Genomic DNA, 16852 nt, shown 5'->3' with positions numbered 1-16852 from the left:
AGGCTATGTACGGTCCCTTCATTGCCACTTAACAACATGTTCAGTACAGCCGATCAAGAGGTTCGATGACGGAGTCGGAGACCGAATACTTAGGCGTACGCATCCGGGCCTACCGGAACATGCGCCAGATGACCGTGCGCGGTCTCGCCGCCGAGGCCAAGGCGAGCGCCAGCTTCATCAGCCAGTTGGAGCGGGGACAGACCAGTGCGAGCATCGGGATGCTGCGGCGGATCGCCGGGGCCCTCGGGATCACGGTGGCCGACCTGTTCAACGAACAGGACGAGGTCGGGCACCGGGTGGTACGCCGCGCCGAACGTCCGGAATTACCCACGAAACCCGGCACCCGCAAGTACCTGATCTCCCAGCGCCCCCTGCAGAACCTGGAGATGTACGCCGGGGAGCTCGACCCGGGCGCGTCCACCGGGGACGAGCCGTACGCCCACGGCGACTCCCAGGAGATCTTCCTCATCCTGCGCGGCCAGGTCACACTCTGGCTCGGCCCCGCGGACTCGGCCGCCCCGCACGTCCTGGCGCCGGGCGACAGCGTGGAGTACCGCACGTCGATACCCCACCGCGTCGTCAACGATGGCGACGAGACGGCCGAGGTGCTCTGGACGATCGGCCCTCCTACTCCTGCTTGATCAACACCCACCCTTATCAAGGGGATCAACCATGCCGAAACTTCCCAAACGACTGCCTGGTATGGCCGCTGTCGCGGCTTCGCTCCTACTCTCCGCCGCTTGCGGCGCCGGTTCCGCGGCGCCCGCGAGCATCGACCTCGGCACCGGGCCCGCCAAGTCCGGCACCGTCAAGAAGAACGCTCTCAGCGGCCTGAACATGACGTTCGTCTCCTACGGCGGCGCGTACCAGGAGGGCCAGCAGAAGGCGGCGGTCGATCCCTTCGCCCAGGAGTCGGGTGCGAAGATCCTCCAGGACGGCCCGACCGACTACGCCAAGATCAAGGCCCAGGTCGACTCCTCGAACGTCACCTGGGACGTGATCGACACCGACTCGATCTGGGCCGAGGGGCAGTGCGGCAAGCTGCTGCAGCCGCTCGACTACACGATCATCGACAAGTCGAAGGTCCCCGAGGGCCTGGCCACCGAGTGCAGCGTCCCCGCGATGCAGTACGGCATGGTGCTGGCCTACAACAAGGACAAGTTCGGCGCCAGCCCGCCCCAGGGGTGGAAGGACTTCTTCGACACGGCGAAGTTCCCCGGCAAGCGCGGCATCTCCGGCAACCCCGGCGACTCGGCGCCCGGTCCGTTCGAGGGCGCGTTGATCGCGGACGGCGTCGCCCCGGACAAGCTGTATCCCCTGGACGTGGACCGCGCGACCAAGAAGCTCCAGTCGGTCCGCTCGAACCTGGTGTTCTGGAAGACCGGTGCGGAGTCGCAGCAGTTGCTGGAGTCCGGCGAGGTCGACATGGCGATGCTGTGGAGCGGCCGCGCGTACGCCGCCGTCAAGAACGGCGCCCCGTTCGACGTCTCCTTCGACCAGTGGATGCCGACCATGGACTCGCTGACCGTGCCGAAGAACGCCAAGAACCCCAAGGCGTCGATGGCGCTGATCAACTACTACCTGGGCGCGCAGCAGCAGGCCAAGCTCACCGAGCTGACCTCGTACTCGCCGGTCAACACCGACGCCAAGCCCGAACTTGACGAGAAGGGGCGGTCGTTCCTGACGACCAGGCCCGCGGTGGCGGACAAGGCGCTCAAGATCGACTCGAAGTGGTGGGCGGAACACCAGCACGAGATGATCGAGAAGTGGTCGGCCTGGCTCGGCGGCTGATCCGAGATGGCCTCGACGCTGCAAGCGGTGTCCCTGCCGGCGACGGCGGGCCGGGACACCGGTGACCGCCGGCCGGCGCTGCTCATCCTGCCCGCGCTGATCGTGCTCGCCGTCTTCTTCCTCTACCCGCTGGTCTCGATGGCGATCAGCGCGTTCACCGATCCCACGCCCGGGTTCGGGAACTTCTCCTGGTTCTTCGGTGAGCCGCAGAACCTGAAGGTGCTCGGCCGTACGTTCACGACCGGCCTGTGGGTGACGGTGATCGCGCTGGTCGTGTCGTACCCGTACGCCTACGCCATGACGATCGCCGGGCCGCGGGTGCGGGCGGTGCTGACGCTGCTCGTGCTGGTGCCGTTCTGGACCAGCCTGATGGTGCGGACGTTCGCGTGGGTGATCCTGCTGCAGGACACCGGCGTGATCAACGGCGCGCTGCAGGCGATCGGGCTCGGGCCGTTCGACCTGATCCGCACCCAGACGGGCGTGGTCATCGGGATGGTGCAGTTGCTGATGCCGTTCATGGTGTTGCCGCTGTACGCGGTGATGAGCGGGATCGACCGGCGGCTGCTGACCGCGGCGGGGAGCCTGGGGGCGCATCCGATCAAGGCGTTCGTGAAGGTGTACCTGCCGCTGTCGCTGCCCGGCGTCTCGGCGGGGTGCCTGACCGTGTTCATCAGCGCGCTCGGTTTCTACGTCACGCCCGCGTTGCTCGGCTCGCCCACCGACGCGCTGATCTCACAGCAGATCTTCACGCAGGTCAACGGGCTGCTCAAGTGGGGACGCGGTGGCGCGATGGGCGTGGTGCTGCTCGGGCTCACGCTGGCGATGATCGCGTTGCTCGCGCTGACGCTGCGCCGTACCGGAAGGAAGGTGACCGGATGACCGCCCGCCTCGGCCGCGGCGTGCTGTGGGCGTTCTGCGCGCTCGTGGGCGTGTGGCTGGTCGCGCCCGCGCTGATCGTGGTACCGCTCAGCTTCACCTCGAAGGCGTCGCTGAAGTTCCCGCCGGACGGCTACTCGTTCCGCTGGTACGAGCATTTCTTCAGCGACCCGGCCTGGGTGTCCGCGCTGCTGACCTCGGTCGAGGTCGCGCTGCTCGTCACGGTCGTGGCCACGGTGCTCGGCACGGCCGCCGCGCTCGGACTGACCAGGGCGCGGATGCGCGGACTGGGGCTCGCGCAGGGGGCGATGCTGGCCCCGATGATCGTGCCGGGCGTGGTGCTGGCCGTCGGGACCTACGCCGTGTTCCTGAAGTTGCAGCTCGTGGGGACGCTGGCCGGGTTCGTCATGGCGCACACCGTGCTGGCGCTGCCGTTCGTGATGATCCCGGTGGCCGCTTCGCTGCGCGGGTTCGACCGGCGGTTGGAGAGCGCGGCGGCCAGTCTGGGCGCCGGACGGTGGGCCACCTTCCGGAGCGTGACACTGCCGCTGGTCGCGCCCGGCGTCGCCTCCGGCGCGCTGTTCGCGTTCGTCACGAGCTTCGACGAGGTGGTCGTCTCGCTGTTCATCCAGAGCCCGTACCTGCAGACCCTGCCGGTCAAGATGTACGCGAGCGTCACTCGCGAGATCGACCCGACCATCGCCGCGGCGGCCACGATGATCCTCGTGCTGACCACGACCCTCGTGCTTGCCGCCACCTTCTTCGTCGCCAGGAGGTCTCGTGCCGCCGACCAGTAACGACCTCGCCGCCCGCGGCGCGGGCATCGAACTCACCGGCCTGACCAAGCGCTACGGTGATTTCGTCGCCGTGGACGACGTCTCGCTGTCGATCAAGCCGGGCGAGTTCATCACGCTGCTCGGACCGAGCGGCTCGGGCAAGACCACCACGCTGAACGTCATCGCCGGCTTCACCAAGGCGACCTCGGGCGAGCTGATCGTGGACGGCACCGCCATCGCGGCCACCCCACCGCACAAGCGGGACATGGGCATGGTCTTCCAGCATTACGCCCTGTTCCCGCACATGACGGTCGCCGAGAACATCGCCTTCCCGCTGAAGCAGCGCAAGATCCCCAAGGGGCGCAGGACCGAGTTGGTCCAGGCGGCGCTGGCCACCGTCCACCTCGGCGAGTACGGCCACCGCTACCCGCGCGAGCTGTCCGGCGGGCAGCAGCAGCGGGTCGCGGTGGCCAGAGCGATCGTCTACAGCCCGCGCGTCCTGCTGATGGACGAGCCCCTCGGCGCGCTCGACAAGAAGCTGCGCGACTGGCTCCAACTGGAGATCAAGCGCCTCCACGGCGAGCTGGGCATCACGTTCGTCTACGTCACGCACGACCAGGACGAGGCGCTGGTGCTGTCGGACCGCATCGCGGTCTTCAACCAGGGCCGGATCGAGCAACTGGGCCCGGCCGAGGAGCTCTACGAGCGGCCCGCGACGCTGTTCGTCGCCCGTTTCCTGGGCGAGTCGACGATCCTGCGTGGCGACGTCACGCCTGACGGCATCCACGTCTGTGCGCGGCTGGTGCGGGCGTCCGGCTCGTTGCCCGACGGGCCCGGCGCGCTCGTCGTACGGCCCGAGCGCCTGTCCGTACGGCACGCCGGCCATACCCCGGAGACCGGCTGGAACGCGCTGCCCGCCACCGTCACCGGCGAGATCTACTTCGGCTCCAGCCGCAAGCTGGAGCTGAGGCTGCCGGACGGCTCGCCCGCGCTGGTCCGCGAGCAGGCGGGCAGCCTCAGCGACGCCCGTCGCGGCGACGAGGTCACGCTCGTCTGGCGCGTGACCGACTCCGTACTCCTTGCCGACGACAGTGATGTGGAGGCAGTGCTCACGTGAAAGGCATCCCGCTGACCGGAGACTTCGCCAACGGCGGCGTCTCGTTCTGGTACCGGCAGATCGGCATGCCGGACCGCCGTGCGGCGCTGCCCGGCTCCCGCTCGTACGACGTGGTGATCGTCGGCGGTGGGTACACGGGCCTGTGGACCGCGTACTACCTCAAGAAGGCGCAGCCGGAGCTGCGGATCGCGATCCTGGAGCGGGAGTTCGCCGGGGCCGGCGCGTCCGGACGCAACGGTGGCTGGCTGTCGGCCGAGTTCGCGGGCTCACGCGAGCGGTACGCGGCGGCCCGGGGGCGTGAGGCGATGATCTCCCTGCAGCATGCCATGTTCCGGTCCGTCGACGAGGTCATCAGCGTGACCCGGGAGGAGGGCATCGAGGCCGACATCCACAAGGGCGGCCTGATCCACGTCGCGACCAACCCCGCCCAGCGCCGCCGCCTGCGCGAAGAGCTGTCCGAGCTGCGCACCTGGGGGTACGGCGAGGACGACCTCAGGCTGATGGACCGCGACGAGCAGCGGGAACGCGTGCGGGTGGCGGGCACTCTCGAGGCCACGTACTCGCCGCACTGCGCCCGTATCCAGCCTGCCAAGCTGGCCGTCGGTCTCGCCTCGACGGTCGTCTCGCTGGGCGTGGACATCTTCGAGAACACCACCGTGACCGAGATCCGCCCCCGCCAGAGTGGCCCTGACGGCAAGGCCACGGCGGTCACCTCGCGCGGCGTCGTCTCGGCCGAGTACGTCATCCGCGCCACCGAGGGCTACACCGCCGGCCTCGCCGGTCAGCGCCGGCAGTGGCTGCCGATGAACAGTTCCATGATCGTCACCGAGCCGCTGCCCGCCGAGGTGTGGAAGCACATCGGGTGGTCGGGCAACGAGTTGCTCGGCGACGAGGCGCACGCCTACGTCTACGCCCAGCGCACCGCGGACGACCGGATCGCGATCGGCGGGCGCGGCGTGCCGTACCGGTACGGCTCGCGAACCGACGACCGGGGCGCCACGCAGGCCCAGACGGTGGCACTGCTGTGGCGGATGCTGGTCAAGCTGTTCCCCGCCGCCGCTGACGCCCGTGTCCAGCACGCGTGGTGCGGAGTGCTCGGGGTGCCGCGCGACTGGTGCTCGACCGTGCACCTCGACCACGCGACCGGTCTCGGCTGGGCGGGCGGCTACGTGGGCAGCGGCGTCACCACCACGAATCTGGCCGGCCGTACGCTACGCGACCTGGTGCTGCGCCGCGACACCGAGCTGACCACGCTGCCCTGGGTGGGCCGCCAGGTCAGGCAGTGGGAGCCGGAGCCGCTGCGGTGGGCCGGGGTGCAGTTGATCTACGCGCTCTTCAGGGCCGCGGACCGGCAGGAGAACGACCGGGGCACCACCACCTCGCCGTACGCCCGCATCGCCAACCTCATCTCAGGCCGCTGAACCTCAGAACCGTGGGAAGGACGACTCTTCGAGCCCGGAAGGCCGCATCCGGCGGGTCACCCGGTTCCCCGCGGTGGACGCATCGTGTCGATGAGCGTGTCGAGCGGCACACGGGCGAATCCGATGCGGGTGTCGCTCGCCCCATAGGGCAACCACACGGCGTCATCGTGAAGCAGGCCGCCGCAGGAGTACACGACATTGGGCACGTAGCCTTCGCGTTCGGTGCCGTCGGCGGTGAGGAGCGTTCCGGGAAGTTCGGCGACGACACGGTGCGGCTCGTGCGGGTCGAGCAGCAGCGCGCCGATGGAGTAGTCGCGCATGGGGCCGACGCCATGGGTCAGGACGAGCCAGCCGAAGCCGGTCTCGATGGGGGATCCGCAGTTGCCCACCTGGATGAGTTCCCAGTCCCGCCGGGGGGTGTGCAGCGGCGTCGGTGCCTGCCAGACGTTGTGCCGGTCGAGGGCCGTGAGCCCGATGGTCTCGCCGTCGGAGCGGCACAGGGCCAGCGTCCGTCCGCCGACCGGGCGCGGGAAGAGCGCCATGCCCTTGTTGACGGCGGCCGGGCCGCGCATGGGAGTGATCTCGAAGCGGCGCAGGTCGTCGCTGGTGATCAGGTGCGAGCGGATGTGCCGCCCGTCGTAGGCGGTATAGGTGGCCCGGTACGAAGGTGTGCCGTCCTGGCCGACGATTCGTACGAATCGCGCGTCCTCCATGCCGTTGGACTCGGCCGCGGTCGACGGCCAGAGGACTCGCCGGTGCAGGGGAAGATCGGGAGGGAAGGCCACGGCGTAGTCGGAGTGCGTCGCCCGGCGCATCTCTTCCAGGGTCGGCTGTGTGGAGGTGCGGGTGAGCAGGTCGGCGGGAAGCCGGGCGATCGCGTGCTCGAAGTCGTTGTCGTCGAAGCGTTCCGGCAGAGACCGCAGGACGGCGGCCGTCACCTCGTTGTCCCAGGCGCCGTCGCAGAGCCCGGCGGCGAGCAGGTCGCGCCGATGGCGGGTCCGGAGCCGGCGCCCGACGGACAGCGTTCCTGAGCGGTCGGCGATCGCGAGCTCGGAGCCGGGACCGAGCAGCGCCGTGGCGAAGCCGATCGATGACAGGTGCCCCTCACCGATCTGCCGCAGGCTGATCGCCACACGGAGTTGTCCGGGGCGCAGGCCCGACTGGTCGGGGTGGGGGACCATGGAGGGATTGCACACTGCCGCGCCCTCCACGGCGTACTCATGACTGAAATAGGCGCCCACGAGGAGGCTGGCCGGCAGAGACAGGTCGACGTCGCGCGGGACGCGATGGCGGACCAGGTCGTGGTGATGCGCGAAGGTCGTTTCGAGGTCGTGGTGCCGGTCGCCGAATCGTCGCAGCGTCTCCTGGAGCATTTCGGTGGTCTGGTCTTCGCCGAGGAGCATGATGCGGTCGATCAGCGCGGCGGCCCTGGTACGGGTGAGCGCGGCGTCCTCGCCGGGCACGAAGAGCTTGATGATCACTCTTCGCGGATCGGGAGTGAGGGTCGGGCCGAGCCGCGTGGCCAGGTCCTTGATGGTCATGAGAGCCGCCCGGCATGCTGCATGGTGGAGATCAGCGCGATGGTCGACTCCGCTCCCTGGTTGAGGTTCGGACCGTGCTCGGTCAGGCCGTCGTAGCCGCCGCCGGTCGCCGGGTCCCACATCGGAACGCCGGCGTCGTTGGCTCCCTGGAACCACGCCACCGACCGTCGTACCCGCTCCTGCCACGCGTCGTCGCCGGTCACGTAGGCGGCGGTGGCACAGGCGTCGGCGAGCGCGGCCACCTCGATCGGCTGCTGGTCGTAGCGGTCCCGCGGCGTGTCCTGCCGCCAGCCGGTGGCGGGCACGACCGCGAGCAGGCCGTCCCTGGTCTGGATGTCCGACAGCCAGGACAGCATGCGCAGGCCGGTGGTGAGCAGTTGCCGGTCATCGCTCAGATCCCCGGCGGCGATGATCACTTCGGCGAGAGCGGCGTTCGCGTAGGTCAGGTGCGGTTGCGGCCACGGCCAGGAGGGGTCCTCCGAGGGTGCGCCGATCGCCTCCACGGCGTCCATCAGCAGGGAGGCGGCCACGGTGTTGTCCGTGCGCGTGCGCAGGACCTCCGCCGCGCCGAGCCCGGCGAAGGCCATGGCGCGCGGATACGGGGAGCGCTGTTCGGCGCCGAGAACGAAGGCGTGCAGCGCTTCGTCCCGGATCCAGGGGATGGCGTTGCGGGCCGCCGCGGTGCCCAGGCCCCACATCGCCCGTCCCCACCAGTCGCCGACGCCCGGCGGTTCGCTCCAGTGGCGGTCGAAGGTGAGCCGGTTGCGGAACGCGCCGGAACGATCCTGCGCGTGCGTGAGGAAGGCCAGGTAGCACTCGGCCAGCCGGGTCAGCCGCCGGGCGGGGCGCGGCTCGCGGCTGGCGACGATCAGGCCGCGGGCGACGTCGTCGGTGCAGTAGCCGTGATCGCGGCGGACGACGGCATGCCGGGCATGCTCGAACAGGCCGGTGTCGTCGCTCATCCGGAGCAGGTGCCTGAAACCGGGATCGGCGGCGCTCATGGCAGCATCGCGGCCGGCCGCGCGGCGACGAGCGACCGGGCGAGGCCGTCGTATCGGGCCGCGACCGCAGGCCACAGCAGGGTCGGAATCAGGGCGCGGGTACGACTGGTGAGACTGCCGGCCAGCCCGGGTTGCGTGAGGACGCGGCGGATGGCGGAGGCGAGCGCGGCGGGGTCGCCGTGGGGAACGAGCAGCCCCGGGCCACTGGTGAGCAGTTCCACGGCGTGCGGGAAGGTGGTGGCGACGACCGGCACGCCGGCGGCCACGGCCTCGATGAGGACACCGGACGTGACCTGCTCCGCCGAGTCATAGGGCAGGACGACGACGTCCGCCGAGCGGACCAGCCGGCTCAGCGAGTCCTGATCCCGGTAGACGGGGTCATGTCGTACGGCCGTGGACACCCCCAGCCGGGCGGCGAGAGCGTGCAGGCCGTCGCGATAGGCCTCGCCCTGGAGCTCCAGCACCTTGGGGTGGGTCCTGCCGGCGATCGTGTAGATCGGTGAGGGGTCGAGGCCCAACAGGAGCGCGAGGGCACGCACCGCCCATTCGATCCCTTTGCCGGGTCCGAGCAGTCCCCACGTGAGCAGGTGCGGACGGTTGCGGCGCTGAGCCGGAACCCGCATGTGGTCGGCGGCCCCGTGCGGAATGACGAACACCTTGCCGGCATCCACCCGGTAGCCGGTCTTCAGCCGGTCACGAGCGGTGCCGGTCATGGTCACGATCGCGTCCGCGGCGTCCCCGATCTCCTCGAGCAGGGCCTTTTGCGGGGGAGTGGGCCTGGCCAGGACGGTGTGCAGGACCACGATGCTCGGCACGGTGAGGCGCCGCAGCAACGGCAGGACGTCCTGGCCGTCCAGACCGGGGTAGATGCCGTACTCGTGCTGCACGATGGCCACGTCGAAGTCCTCCAGAGCGGAGGCCGCGGCCTGCCAGCCGCCGAGCCCGCCGGGAGTCCAGGTGTGCACGACCCCGGGCTGTGGCCGTTCGTCGTCGCCTTCCGCGGTGACACGGACGATCCCGCCGGACATGCCGCCCCCGGCCAGATGGGCGGCCAGGGCGGAATTGAAGGTCGCGAGCCCGCACTGGGTGGGCGGGTGGGTGCTGAGAAATCCGTATGTGAGGACCAACTGTCTCGCCTTTCGGTCATCCGGCCGCACCATGATGGATCCGGGTGCTGCTCGCTCGGTGAAGACGGTCACCCCGTCTGCCTGTGCGTGGAGTGGAACCTGGAGACTTCACCGGGGGCCCGTCCTCATTCGGGGGCCCGGCTGACGCGACCGATCGGCTGATGGCGTGGTCTGCGTACGACTGACACTAACAGCCACTAACTTTGACCCAACATTTCGCGGTAGATGCTGAGATAGCTCGCCACCATCCGATCCGCGCTGAACCTGCGTTGTACCTGCGCGCGGCAGTTCGCGCGGTCGATCGTCGCGATGCGTGCCACCGCGGTGACCGCCTCGTCGAGGGAGTCCACCAGGAAACCCGTCACTCCCGGGTCCACGACCTCGGCCATGGATCCGCGCCGGTAGGCGACGACGGGAGTCCCGCAGGCCATCGCCTCGACCACCGACAGGCCGAAAGGCTCGTCGAACGCGATGGGATGCAGCAGCGCGGCGGCGCCACCGAGGATCTGGCCACGCCGCTCGGGGCCGACCGAGCCGAGGAAGCTGACCTGTTCGCCGTCGACCTTCGGCAGGATCTCCTCCTCGAAGTACCGCTCGTCCTGGACGATGCCGCAGATGGTCAGCGGCATCCCCGCCCGCCGGGCGATCTCGATGGCCGTGTGCGTTCCCTTGTCGGGATGAACGCGGCCGAACGCGATCAGCCGCCGGCCGCCCACCGGGTCGAAGGGAAAGGCGTCCAGATCGATGCCGTGGTGCACGGTGGCGACGTAGTCCAGCTCGGGGGCACGGTCCGCGTCCGAGATGGACACGTAGGCGGATCGGGCGCGGGCGTAGGCGGGCAGGATGCCCATGCCGGAGAACCCATGGACCGTGGTGAGCAAAGGGGCTCGGCAATGATCGGCGAAGGCCAGCGGCAGCCAGTCGAGATGGCTGTGGACGAGGTCGAACTCACCCGAACGGCTCAACGCGTGCGCGACGTGCATCGCCTCCCACACCCTCCCGTCGAGCGACGGATCGTCTGCGTACCCGCGCGGGCACACGCCGTCCAGCGCTCCGGAGGTGACGGAGTCCAGCGTGGCGAACAGGGTCACATCGACCCCGGCGGCGGAGAGCCCTTCGGCGAGCAGGCTCGTGACCTGCTCCCACGGGCCGTAATGGCGCGGAGGCGTGCGCCAGGCGACCGGTCCCAGCAACGCTACCCTCACGTGACGGACACTTCGCTCCGGCGTACGTCTGGCATCGGCGCTTGTCTCCCTTGGGTGCAGCGGATACATCCCATGCTTCGCCTCCTTGCCCTGTTCATCCGAGTGAACGCCACGGCGGGACGGTCGGAAACCGCTGATATCGCAAGGAGCCATCACCACAACTGATCACCATGGAGCGGTGTGACGGGCTCCTCGACGCCGTTACTCGCGCGGCGGCGTGGCGGCGGAGACGTCCCAGGCCGGTTCCAGGTCGATGCCGTGGACCTCGATCGGGCCGTCGGGCTGAGCGCGATCTGTGCCATACCCTGTGTTGCAAGGCTGAGAATGCTTCTCCGACGTCTCGGAGGCAACAGCCATCATCAGAGAGCGAGACACGACATGAGCAGTGCTCGCAAAACCGAAGGCCATGCCGCGGAGGCCCCCTCCCAGCCGGACGAGCGCTCCGACCACGCGGCCAACGCGCAGTGGCTCAAGGACAACCCAGACGCCATGCCGCAGGTAGGCGCCGGCCGGTGGGCCGTGTACGACCGCGCCGGTCAGTTGCTCGGCCACCTCGTCGGCGACGGCCCGACCCGCGACACCCGCTTCAAGGCGATCAGCGCGACACACGAAGGGTCGGCTCTTGATCGAGCGCCGGGATACGGCATCACCCTGCACGATGCCGGGGCCCACCTCCTCGACACCAGCGTGGGTGGTAGCCCGTCCGAGGACGAACAGGGTGACTGAGCCACCAAGGCGGCGATTTCCTGGCGATACGTAGCTCCCGACCGATGTGACACGTCACAACGGAGGCCCTAGGCCGCCCTCCAGCCATGTGTACGGCCAGAGCGCGTCTCGGGTGTACAGGAGTGTTCTCGGCTCCCAAGCTCTGGGCGAGCAACGTGCACCGGCCCGACCACGACCGCATCCGGCGCCGCCGGGCCGACAACCCCGGGCAGGCCCGCGCCCCGGCCGGAGACTGATCGATGCCCCTTTCGGTGATCGGTTCTGGAGATGGGGCGTTCCGGGATTGCGCGTTTCCGTCTGCGGGCTGATCACTTGGACTGGTGGGTGAGCAGACGGCGCAGCTTGCGTCGCTGTCATCGTGAGGGGGCGTCATGACCCTGGACGCACAAGGAACGAACGCGACCGACCGCGCGGGTCTGAACGGTCAGATTCCGCGCTGTGATCACATCGACCAGCTCTCGGTCGTGGAGTACGGGTCACCCGAATGCAAGGCATGCCTGGCCTCCGGCCATACCTGGACACGCCTGCTGGTGTGCCTGACCTGCGGATGGGTGGCCTGCTCCGACGATTCGCGAGGCGGCCACGCCAAGGCGCACCACCAGGAGACCGACCACCCGGTGGTCGCCGTCCTGGAGCCGTACTCGACCTGGCGTTGGTGCTACGCGCACCGGCGGACTGTATAGACGAAGGGAAAGGGACTTCATGACCCTTTCTGAGCAGCCGATGAGCAGGACCATGACGGCGCACCGCCGTTTCCGGGGGCCGAGCAGCACGTTCCAGCCGGCCGGGCACAGGTGGGCCTGACGGCGGCGATCGTGGTCCTGCCGTTCCTCGCGCTCTTCCTGGCGTGGGGAAGGGAGTCACGCTGACGATCTGCTGCTGGCCGCGGTCCTGTACGTGGTGACCGGGCTGGGGGTGACGGCCGGGTTCCATCGGCTGCTCACTCATGCCTCCTTCACCGCCCTGCCGTGGTTGCGCGTGGTGCTGGCGGTCGCCGGTCGATGGGTTTTCAGGGGAACGTGATCGACTGGGTGGCGGTGCATCGCCGCCATCTCTCCGGCGGCTGGCACATCACACTAGGCCGCCAGGATGTGTTCTCGTGGAAGGTCAAGGCACTGGTCAAGGTGGCGGGGGAGCGACCTGGAGGAAGGCGACAGCCAGGGCCTGCCCGTCACGTCGGCGACCCCATCCTCGAGAGCAACCGCACCCGCCGCATCGACTTCGCCTTGTTCATGGTCGAGGCCCTCGACAACGACGAACTCGTTCACAGGGCACCGGCGATGGTCGGCCGCCGGACCCCCTCGGCGCTCGCCTACGCCTCCGCCACCCCGGCACCGTAATCCTCACGCCGTGTCTCGCTCAGGCCGGCGGCGGAGATGCGGAGCGGGCGGCGGCACACCCCTATCGATCATCAAGGAGTTACGTCGAGAATCAGAAACGTCCGGCACCGAGCGGCCCATTCGGACGGCGTTCGCCGAGGTCCGGGCGGCACCCGGGAACTGCCACCCGACATCCTGAACGGTATCCTGGAGGTCTGGCCGCGCCATCGGCCTGGAGTGGGGCTGTCCGATGGCCACCGCGCGATGAACGATCGGACCACGCCGAAGCTCCTCATCGGGCTCTGACAGTAAAGGAGCGTCCGCGATGGCCACCTGGACCGGCGAGGAACTGAGCACGATCGGTTACGCCGAAGAACTGGATCTCTCCTCTCAGCGAGACGACGGCACGCTGGGCCGGCCGGTGACGATATGGGTCGTCCGTGTCGCCGACGACCTGTATGTGCGTTGCATGAACGGCCGCTCCGGCGCCTGGTACCGCGGCGCCCGAGTCCGTCATCAAGGCCACATCTCGGCCGGCGGCGTCGAGGCGGACGTCGCCTTCGCCCATCTGGATCCCGCCGATGCGGCCGTCCACGACCAGATCGACGAGGTCTACCGCACCAAATACCGCCGCTTCGGCGGCAACATCATCGGCGGCGTCGTCAACCCCGACGCGCGAGCCGCGACCATCAAACTCATCCCAGAAAGGTGATCACGAAGCGCATCATTGGGCATGTCTGAACGCTTCCCCGCGACGGGTGGTGCGCCCCAGCCGCTCCGCGTACGCCGGGACGAATGGCAGGCGACAAGGCACCCGAAAACCTGCTCTGACCGGGCCCAGTGCTCCGGGCCGACCGCCTTTCACGAGGGCTCGAACGGTTGGCCGTTCGCAAAGGACACCGGAAGCCCGGACGTTTCGAAAACCATAGCCGTATTTTGCTTTCCGGAGAAATGTTATTTCGGCGTTCGGGATTATCTTGGAATTACCGAGGATTTTTCGAGCGTTGGCGTTCAGGTCGGCGTCGCCCCCGGCGATAGACGATCGGCTCTCGGACAGGGCTGGGCAGGCCAACGATCATGACACTTCTTACGAATCCCGCGCCGTTGAGCGCCGCCGGCGCACCGCCCGTGGCCGACTCCCAGGTTCGCCTCTGGCTGGATCCCGTCCTTGACCGGCGCGGAGCCAGGGACGGAGTGTGGTGGCCGTACTCTCGCGACGCCGCCGCCGAGCTGCCGGGTCTCATTGCCGCGGTCGACCAGCGGCTGAGTCAGGTCGTCGTGCGCATCGGCCTGGAGGCCGGCTTCTGGGACGACATCCCTTACCGTGTTCCTGCGCGGGGCAGGGAGGTCGCGGTGGAATGCGTGCACGAGGCCGATCCTCACCTGATCGTCCTGGCCTTCGCGCATGCCGAGCCCGTCACGCTGCAGCTCGTGCCGCCTGGCACCGGATCCGGGCAGGTGGCGCGCATGCGCGACGCGTACGCGCGTGCCGGATCGGCCATCGGGCCGCCGGAGGTTGACGCCTTCGCCGGCTGGGAGAACGAGGGCGGACATCTCATCGATCGGGACGTACAAGCTGTGAGCGGCCCGCGCCGGACCGGTCGGGTCGGTCAGCGGTCACCCGCATTCCTGCTCCGATCCGAGAGCCGCACGACCCTCACCGATGCTTTCCCGCTTGGCAGAGCCGATCGATCGAAGCCGACCACCGTCGGCCTGTCCGGCGAGATCGACATCTTCACCGGCCCGACGCTGCGCTCGCGTCTGGAGGGTGTCCTGACGTCCAGTACGCCTCTGCTGGTCCTGGACTTGTCCGCTGTGTCCTTCTGCGATGCCTCCGGCCTGGCTGTCATCGTCGACATCCAGCGCCGCGCCCGGCTCATGGGGATCACTTTGGCGCTGGCGGCGCCCCGCCCCTTCATGGGCAAGCTGCTGCGCATCACCGGCCTGGACCGCAGTCTGCCCATGATGTAGGGCGGGCGCTGTCCGCGGTTTCCCGAGGGGCCTCCTGATCGTGGTTCCGCGCTCGTACCTCCGAGCTCCGTCTCACCCCGCGGCCCGGCGAGCAGATCCTTCGTCTGCGCCGGCATCAGGGCCGAAACGTACCCGCCTGGCCTCCGGTGACCGTCGGCGCTGGACTGTCTTGGACGCGCTGCCGGATGGCGGCTCCGCGAGCGCGAAGACGGGGGCCACCGTTGGGCGGTGGGGACGGGTACGCAACATGAGTAGGGTGGAACACTGACCTTGGAGGAGGCCGCGTGGCATCGAACAGGGAACAGCCGGCCGGCGTGATGAACCGGCTTTTCGAGAACACCGGAAACTCTTCGTTCATGGAGTTCGCCGGCTCGTATGTGCGGGAGTTGCCGCCTCGGCGGGACGAGATGCCGGTCACCCCGATGGGAGACCGGCTTCCGCACGCGACCACGATCATCGCCGCCACCTACGACGGAGGCGTGGTGATGGCGGGTGACCGGCGGGCGACGTCGGGCAATGTCATCTCCCAGCGCGACATGGAGAAGGTGTTCCGTACCGACGACTACTCGTGCATGGGGATCGCGGGCACGGCCAGCACCGGCATCGAGATGGCCCGCCTGTATCGGGTGGAGTTGGAGCATTACGAGAAAATGGAGGGGCGCACGTTGTCGGTGGCGGGCAAGGCCAACCGGCTGGCCAGCATGATTCGCGGCAATCTCGCCATGGCGATGCAGGGGCTGGTGGTGGTGCCGCTGTTCGTCGCGTACGACCCGGACAAGGACGAGGGACGGATCTTCGGCTACGACGTGGCGGGCGGCCCCTACGAGCGCGACCGGTTCGACGCCATCGGCTCCGGCTCGATCTTCGCACGCGGGTCGTTGAAGAAGCTCTACCGTGACGGCGCGTCGGCCGACGAGATGGTGATGACGCTGATCCAGGCCCTCTACGACGCGGCCGACGACGACTCGGCGACCGGCGGGCCCGACGTGACCAGGAAGATCTGGCCGATCGTGTCGGTGATCGATGCCGACGGATTCCGCAAGCTGACCGACCAGCAGGTGGCCGGCTACGTGGCGGAGATGCTCGACGCCCGCCTGATCTCGCCCGACGGCCCGATCGCTCCGCTGCGCTAGAAGGACCACCGCACGTGCTTGGGCAGGCGTCCTCCGAGCGGATCATGCAGGACGAGGCCCGGCTGTGCGCGTCAGAGCACCGCGCCGGGCCGGTCCGTCGTGGCGCTGCGGCACGTGGAGGGCTCCGAGCGTCATGTGAACTTTCGGGGCGAGTCTCACGCGGGCGCGGCCGCCTCCTGACGCGGGTTGCTGTGCGCGTTCTCGCTGGTGCAGACGAGCTCGAGTTTGTCGACGGCGACCTTGGCGATCTGACCGGGCCCGAGGTCACCGTAAAGGATCTTCTCCGACAGCAGGTCCTCCAGCTCCCGCTGGATGGTCCGCCGCAGCGGCCGCGCACCCATCACCGGGTCGTAGCCGCGGTCGGCCAGCAGCTGCTTGGCATCCGGTGAGACGTCCAGACCCATGTCGCGGTCCTTCAACCGGGAATCCACCTGCGCGAGCATCAGATCCACGATCTTGATGATCTCGTTCGGCGTCAACTGATGGAAGACCACGATGTCATCGACCCGGTTGAGGAACTCCGGCCGGAAGTGCTGCTTGAGCTCCTCCTGCACCTTCGACTTCATCCGGTCGTAGTTGGAGTCGGCGTCGTTGGACTTGGCGAACCCGACCCCGATGCCCTTGGAGATGTCCCGGGCGCCGAGGTTGGTGGTCATGATGATGACCGTGTTCTTGAAGTCCACCACCCGGCCCTGAGCATCGGTCAGCCGGCCGTCCTCCAGAATCTGCAACAGCGAGTTGAAGATGTCCGGATGCGCCTTCTCGATCTCATCGAACAGCACCACCGAGAACGGCTTACGCCGCACCTTCTCGGTCAGCTGCCCGCCCTCCTCATAACCGACATAGCC

17 protein-coding genes are annotated in these 16852 nt (G+C 68.7%); 12 read left to right on the top strand and 5 right to left on the bottom strand.

Annotation, left to right across the window (positions count from 1 at the left end; all coding sequences use genetic code 11):
- Nucleotides 1-65 precede the first annotated feature (65 nt).
- From C4V41_RS57820 to C4V41_RS57795, 6 genes are read left to right on the top strand one after another with little or no spacing between them, the layout of a single operon-like run.
- Complete coding sequence (locus C4V41_RS57820) at nucleotides 66-641, top strand: helix-turn-helix domain-containing protein (protein WP_103964568.1); 576 nt, start codon at nucleotides 66-68, stop codon at nucleotides 639-641.
- Nucleotides 642-672: 31 nt separating this feature from the next.
- Nucleotides 673-1791: an ABC transporter substrate-binding protein gene (locus tag C4V41_RS57815; RefSeq protein ID WP_103964567.1), complete on the top strand. Its 1119-nt coding sequence runs from the start codon at nucleotides 673-675 to the stop codon at nucleotides 1789-1791.
- Between the two features lie 27 nt (nucleotides 1792-1818).
- On the top strand, nucleotides 1819-2670 hold the full coding sequence (locus C4V41_RS57810) for an ABC transporter permease (protein ID WP_235031053.1): 852 nt from the start codon (nucleotides 1819-1821) through the stop codon (nucleotides 2668-2670).
- Nucleotides 2667-3464 (top strand): ABC transporter permease, encoded by a 798-nt coding sequence (locus tag C4V41_RS57805; protein WP_103964565.1) that lies wholly within the window; start codon nucleotides 2667-2669, stop codon nucleotides 3462-3464. Before C4V41_RS57810 ends, C4V41_RS57805 begins: the two co-directional genes overlap by 4 nt.
- Entirely contained in the window at nucleotides 3448-4560 is a 1113-nt protein-coding gene (locus C4V41_RS57800; RefSeq protein ID WP_103964564.1) for an ABC transporter ATP-binding protein, read from the top strand. Before C4V41_RS57805 ends, C4V41_RS57800 begins: the two co-directional genes overlap by 17 nt.
- On the top strand, nucleotides 4557-5981 hold the full coding sequence (locus C4V41_RS57795; protein ID WP_235031052.1) for an NAD(P)/FAD-dependent oxidoreductase: 1425 nt from the start codon (nucleotides 4557-4559) through the stop codon (nucleotides 5979-5981). The genes C4V41_RS57800 and C4V41_RS57795 overlap by 4 nt, the downstream gene beginning before the upstream one ends.
- A gap of 56 nt (nucleotides 5982-6037) precedes the next feature.
- On the opposite strand, the gene C4V41_RS57790 is transcribed toward C4V41_RS57795, so the two are convergent.
- From C4V41_RS57790 to C4V41_RS57775, 4 genes are all read right to left on the bottom strand, one after another.
- Nucleotides 6038-7522: a glycoside hydrolase family 130 protein gene (locus C4V41_RS57790; RefSeq protein WP_103964563.1), complete on the bottom strand. Its 1485-nt coding sequence runs from the start codon at nucleotides 7520-7522 to the stop codon at nucleotides 6038-6040.
- Nucleotides 7519-8523 (bottom strand): glycosyltransferase, encoded by a 1005-nt coding sequence (locus tag C4V41_RS57785; RefSeq protein ID WP_103964562.1) that lies wholly within the window; start codon nucleotides 8521-8523, stop codon nucleotides 7519-7521. The genes C4V41_RS57790 and C4V41_RS57785 overlap by 4 nt, the downstream gene beginning before the upstream one ends.
- Nucleotides 8520-9650: a glycosyltransferase gene (locus tag C4V41_RS57780; RefSeq protein WP_103964561.1), complete on the bottom strand. Its 1131-nt coding sequence runs from the start codon at nucleotides 9648-9650 to the stop codon at nucleotides 8520-8522. The genes C4V41_RS57785 and C4V41_RS57780 overlap by 4 nt, the downstream gene beginning before the upstream one ends.
- 197 nt (nucleotides 9651-9847) lie before the next feature.
- Nucleotides 9848-10855: a glycosyltransferase family 4 protein gene (locus C4V41_RS57775; RefSeq protein ID WP_103964560.1), complete on the bottom strand. Its 1008-nt coding sequence runs from the start codon at nucleotides 10853-10855 to the stop codon at nucleotides 9848-9850.
- A 378-nt stretch (nucleotides 10856-11233) separates the two neighbouring features.
- Here C4V41_RS57775 and C4V41_RS57770 point away from each other — a divergent pair, with 378 nt between their 5' ends.
- The 6 genes from C4V41_RS57770 to prcB all read left to right on the top strand — a co-directional run bounded on the left by C4V41_RS57770 (nucleotide 11234) and on the right by prcB (nucleotide 16004).
- Nucleotides 11234-11581 (top strand): hypothetical protein, encoded by a 348-nt coding sequence (locus C4V41_RS57770; protein WP_103964559.1) that lies wholly within the window; start codon nucleotides 11234-11236, stop codon nucleotides 11579-11581.
- Nucleotides 11582-11952: 371 nt separating this feature from the next.
- On the top strand, nucleotides 11953-12264 hold the full coding sequence (locus tag C4V41_RS57765; RefSeq protein ID WP_103964558.1) for a UBP-type zinc finger domain-containing protein: 312 nt from the start codon (nucleotides 11953-11955) through the stop codon (nucleotides 12262-12264).
- A 336-nt stretch (nucleotides 12265-12600) separates the two neighbouring features.
- Entirely contained in the window at nucleotides 12601-12921 is a 321-nt protein-coding gene (locus tag C4V41_RS57760; RefSeq protein WP_235031051.1) for a hypothetical protein, read from the top strand.
- A 304-nt stretch (nucleotides 12922-13225) separates the two neighbouring features.
- A complete protein-coding gene (locus C4V41_RS57755) occupies nucleotides 13226-13612 on the top strand; it encodes a DUF2255 family protein (RefSeq protein ID WP_103964557.1) in 387 nt (128 codons plus the stop codon).
- Nucleotides 13613-14004: 392 nt separating this feature from the next.
- Nucleotides 14005-14871 (top strand): STAS domain-containing protein, encoded by an 867-nt coding sequence (locus C4V41_RS65055; protein ID WP_235031050.1) that lies wholly within the window; start codon nucleotides 14005-14007, stop codon nucleotides 14869-14871.
- A gap of 317 nt (nucleotides 14872-15188) precedes the next feature.
- Nucleotides 15189-16004 (top strand): proteasome subunit beta, encoded by an 816-nt coding sequence (gene prcB / locus C4V41_RS57745; RefSeq protein WP_103964592.1) that lies wholly within the window; start codon nucleotides 15189-15191, stop codon nucleotides 16002-16004.
- Between the two features lie 155 nt (nucleotides 16005-16159).
- Here prcB and C4V41_RS57740 read toward each other — a convergent pair.
- Nucleotides 16160-16852 (bottom strand): AAA family ATPase (locus C4V41_RS57740; RefSeq protein WP_327537524.1); only part of this gene is annotated, 693 nt, incomplete at its 5' end.

The organism is Nonomuraea solani (assembly GCF_900108335.1).
GTDB classification, from domain to species: domain Bacteria; phylum Actinomycetota; class Actinomycetes; order Streptosporangiales; family Streptosporangiaceae; genus Nonomuraea; species Nonomuraea solani.
This window is presented reverse-complemented; position numbering and strand designations above follow the sequence as displayed.

Excerpts from the sequence above, each read along its gene's own strand:
- C4V41_RS57785 (WP_103964562.1), bottom strand. The coding sequence starts at position 8,523 with ATGAGCGCCGCCGATCCCGGTTTCAGGCACCTGCTCCGGATGAGCGAC.
- C4V41_RS57820 (WP_103964568.1), top strand. The coding sequence starts at position 66 with ATGACGGAGTCGGAGACCGAATACTTAGGCGTACGCATCCGGGCCTAC.
- C4V41_RS57805 (WP_103964565.1), top strand. The coding sequence starts at position 2,667 with ATGACCGCCCGCCTCGGCCGCGGCGTGCTGTGGGCGTTCTGCGCGCTC.
- C4V41_RS57765 (WP_103964558.1), top strand. The coding sequence starts at position 11,953 with ATGACCCTGGACGCACAAGGAACGAACGCGACCGACCGCGCGGGTCTG.
- prcB (WP_103964592.1), top strand. The coding sequence starts at position 15,189 with ATGAACCGGCTTTTCGAGAACACCGGAAACTCTTCGTTCATGGAGTTC.
- C4V41_RS57770 (WP_103964559.1), top strand. The coding sequence starts at position 11,234 with ATGAGCAGTGCTCGCAAAACCGAAGGCCATGCCGCGGAGGCCCCCTCC.
- C4V41_RS57755 (WP_103964557.1), top strand. The coding sequence starts at position 13,226 with ATGGCCACCTGGACCGGCGAGGAACTGAGCACGATCGGTTACGCCGAA.
- C4V41_RS57790 (WP_103964563.1), bottom strand. The coding sequence starts at position 7,522 with ATGACCATCAAGGACCTGGCCACGCGGCTCGGCCCGACCCTCACTCCC.
- C4V41_RS57815 (WP_103964567.1), top strand. The coding sequence starts at position 673 with ATGCCGAAACTTCCCAAACGACTGCCTGGTATGGCCGCTGTCGCGGCT.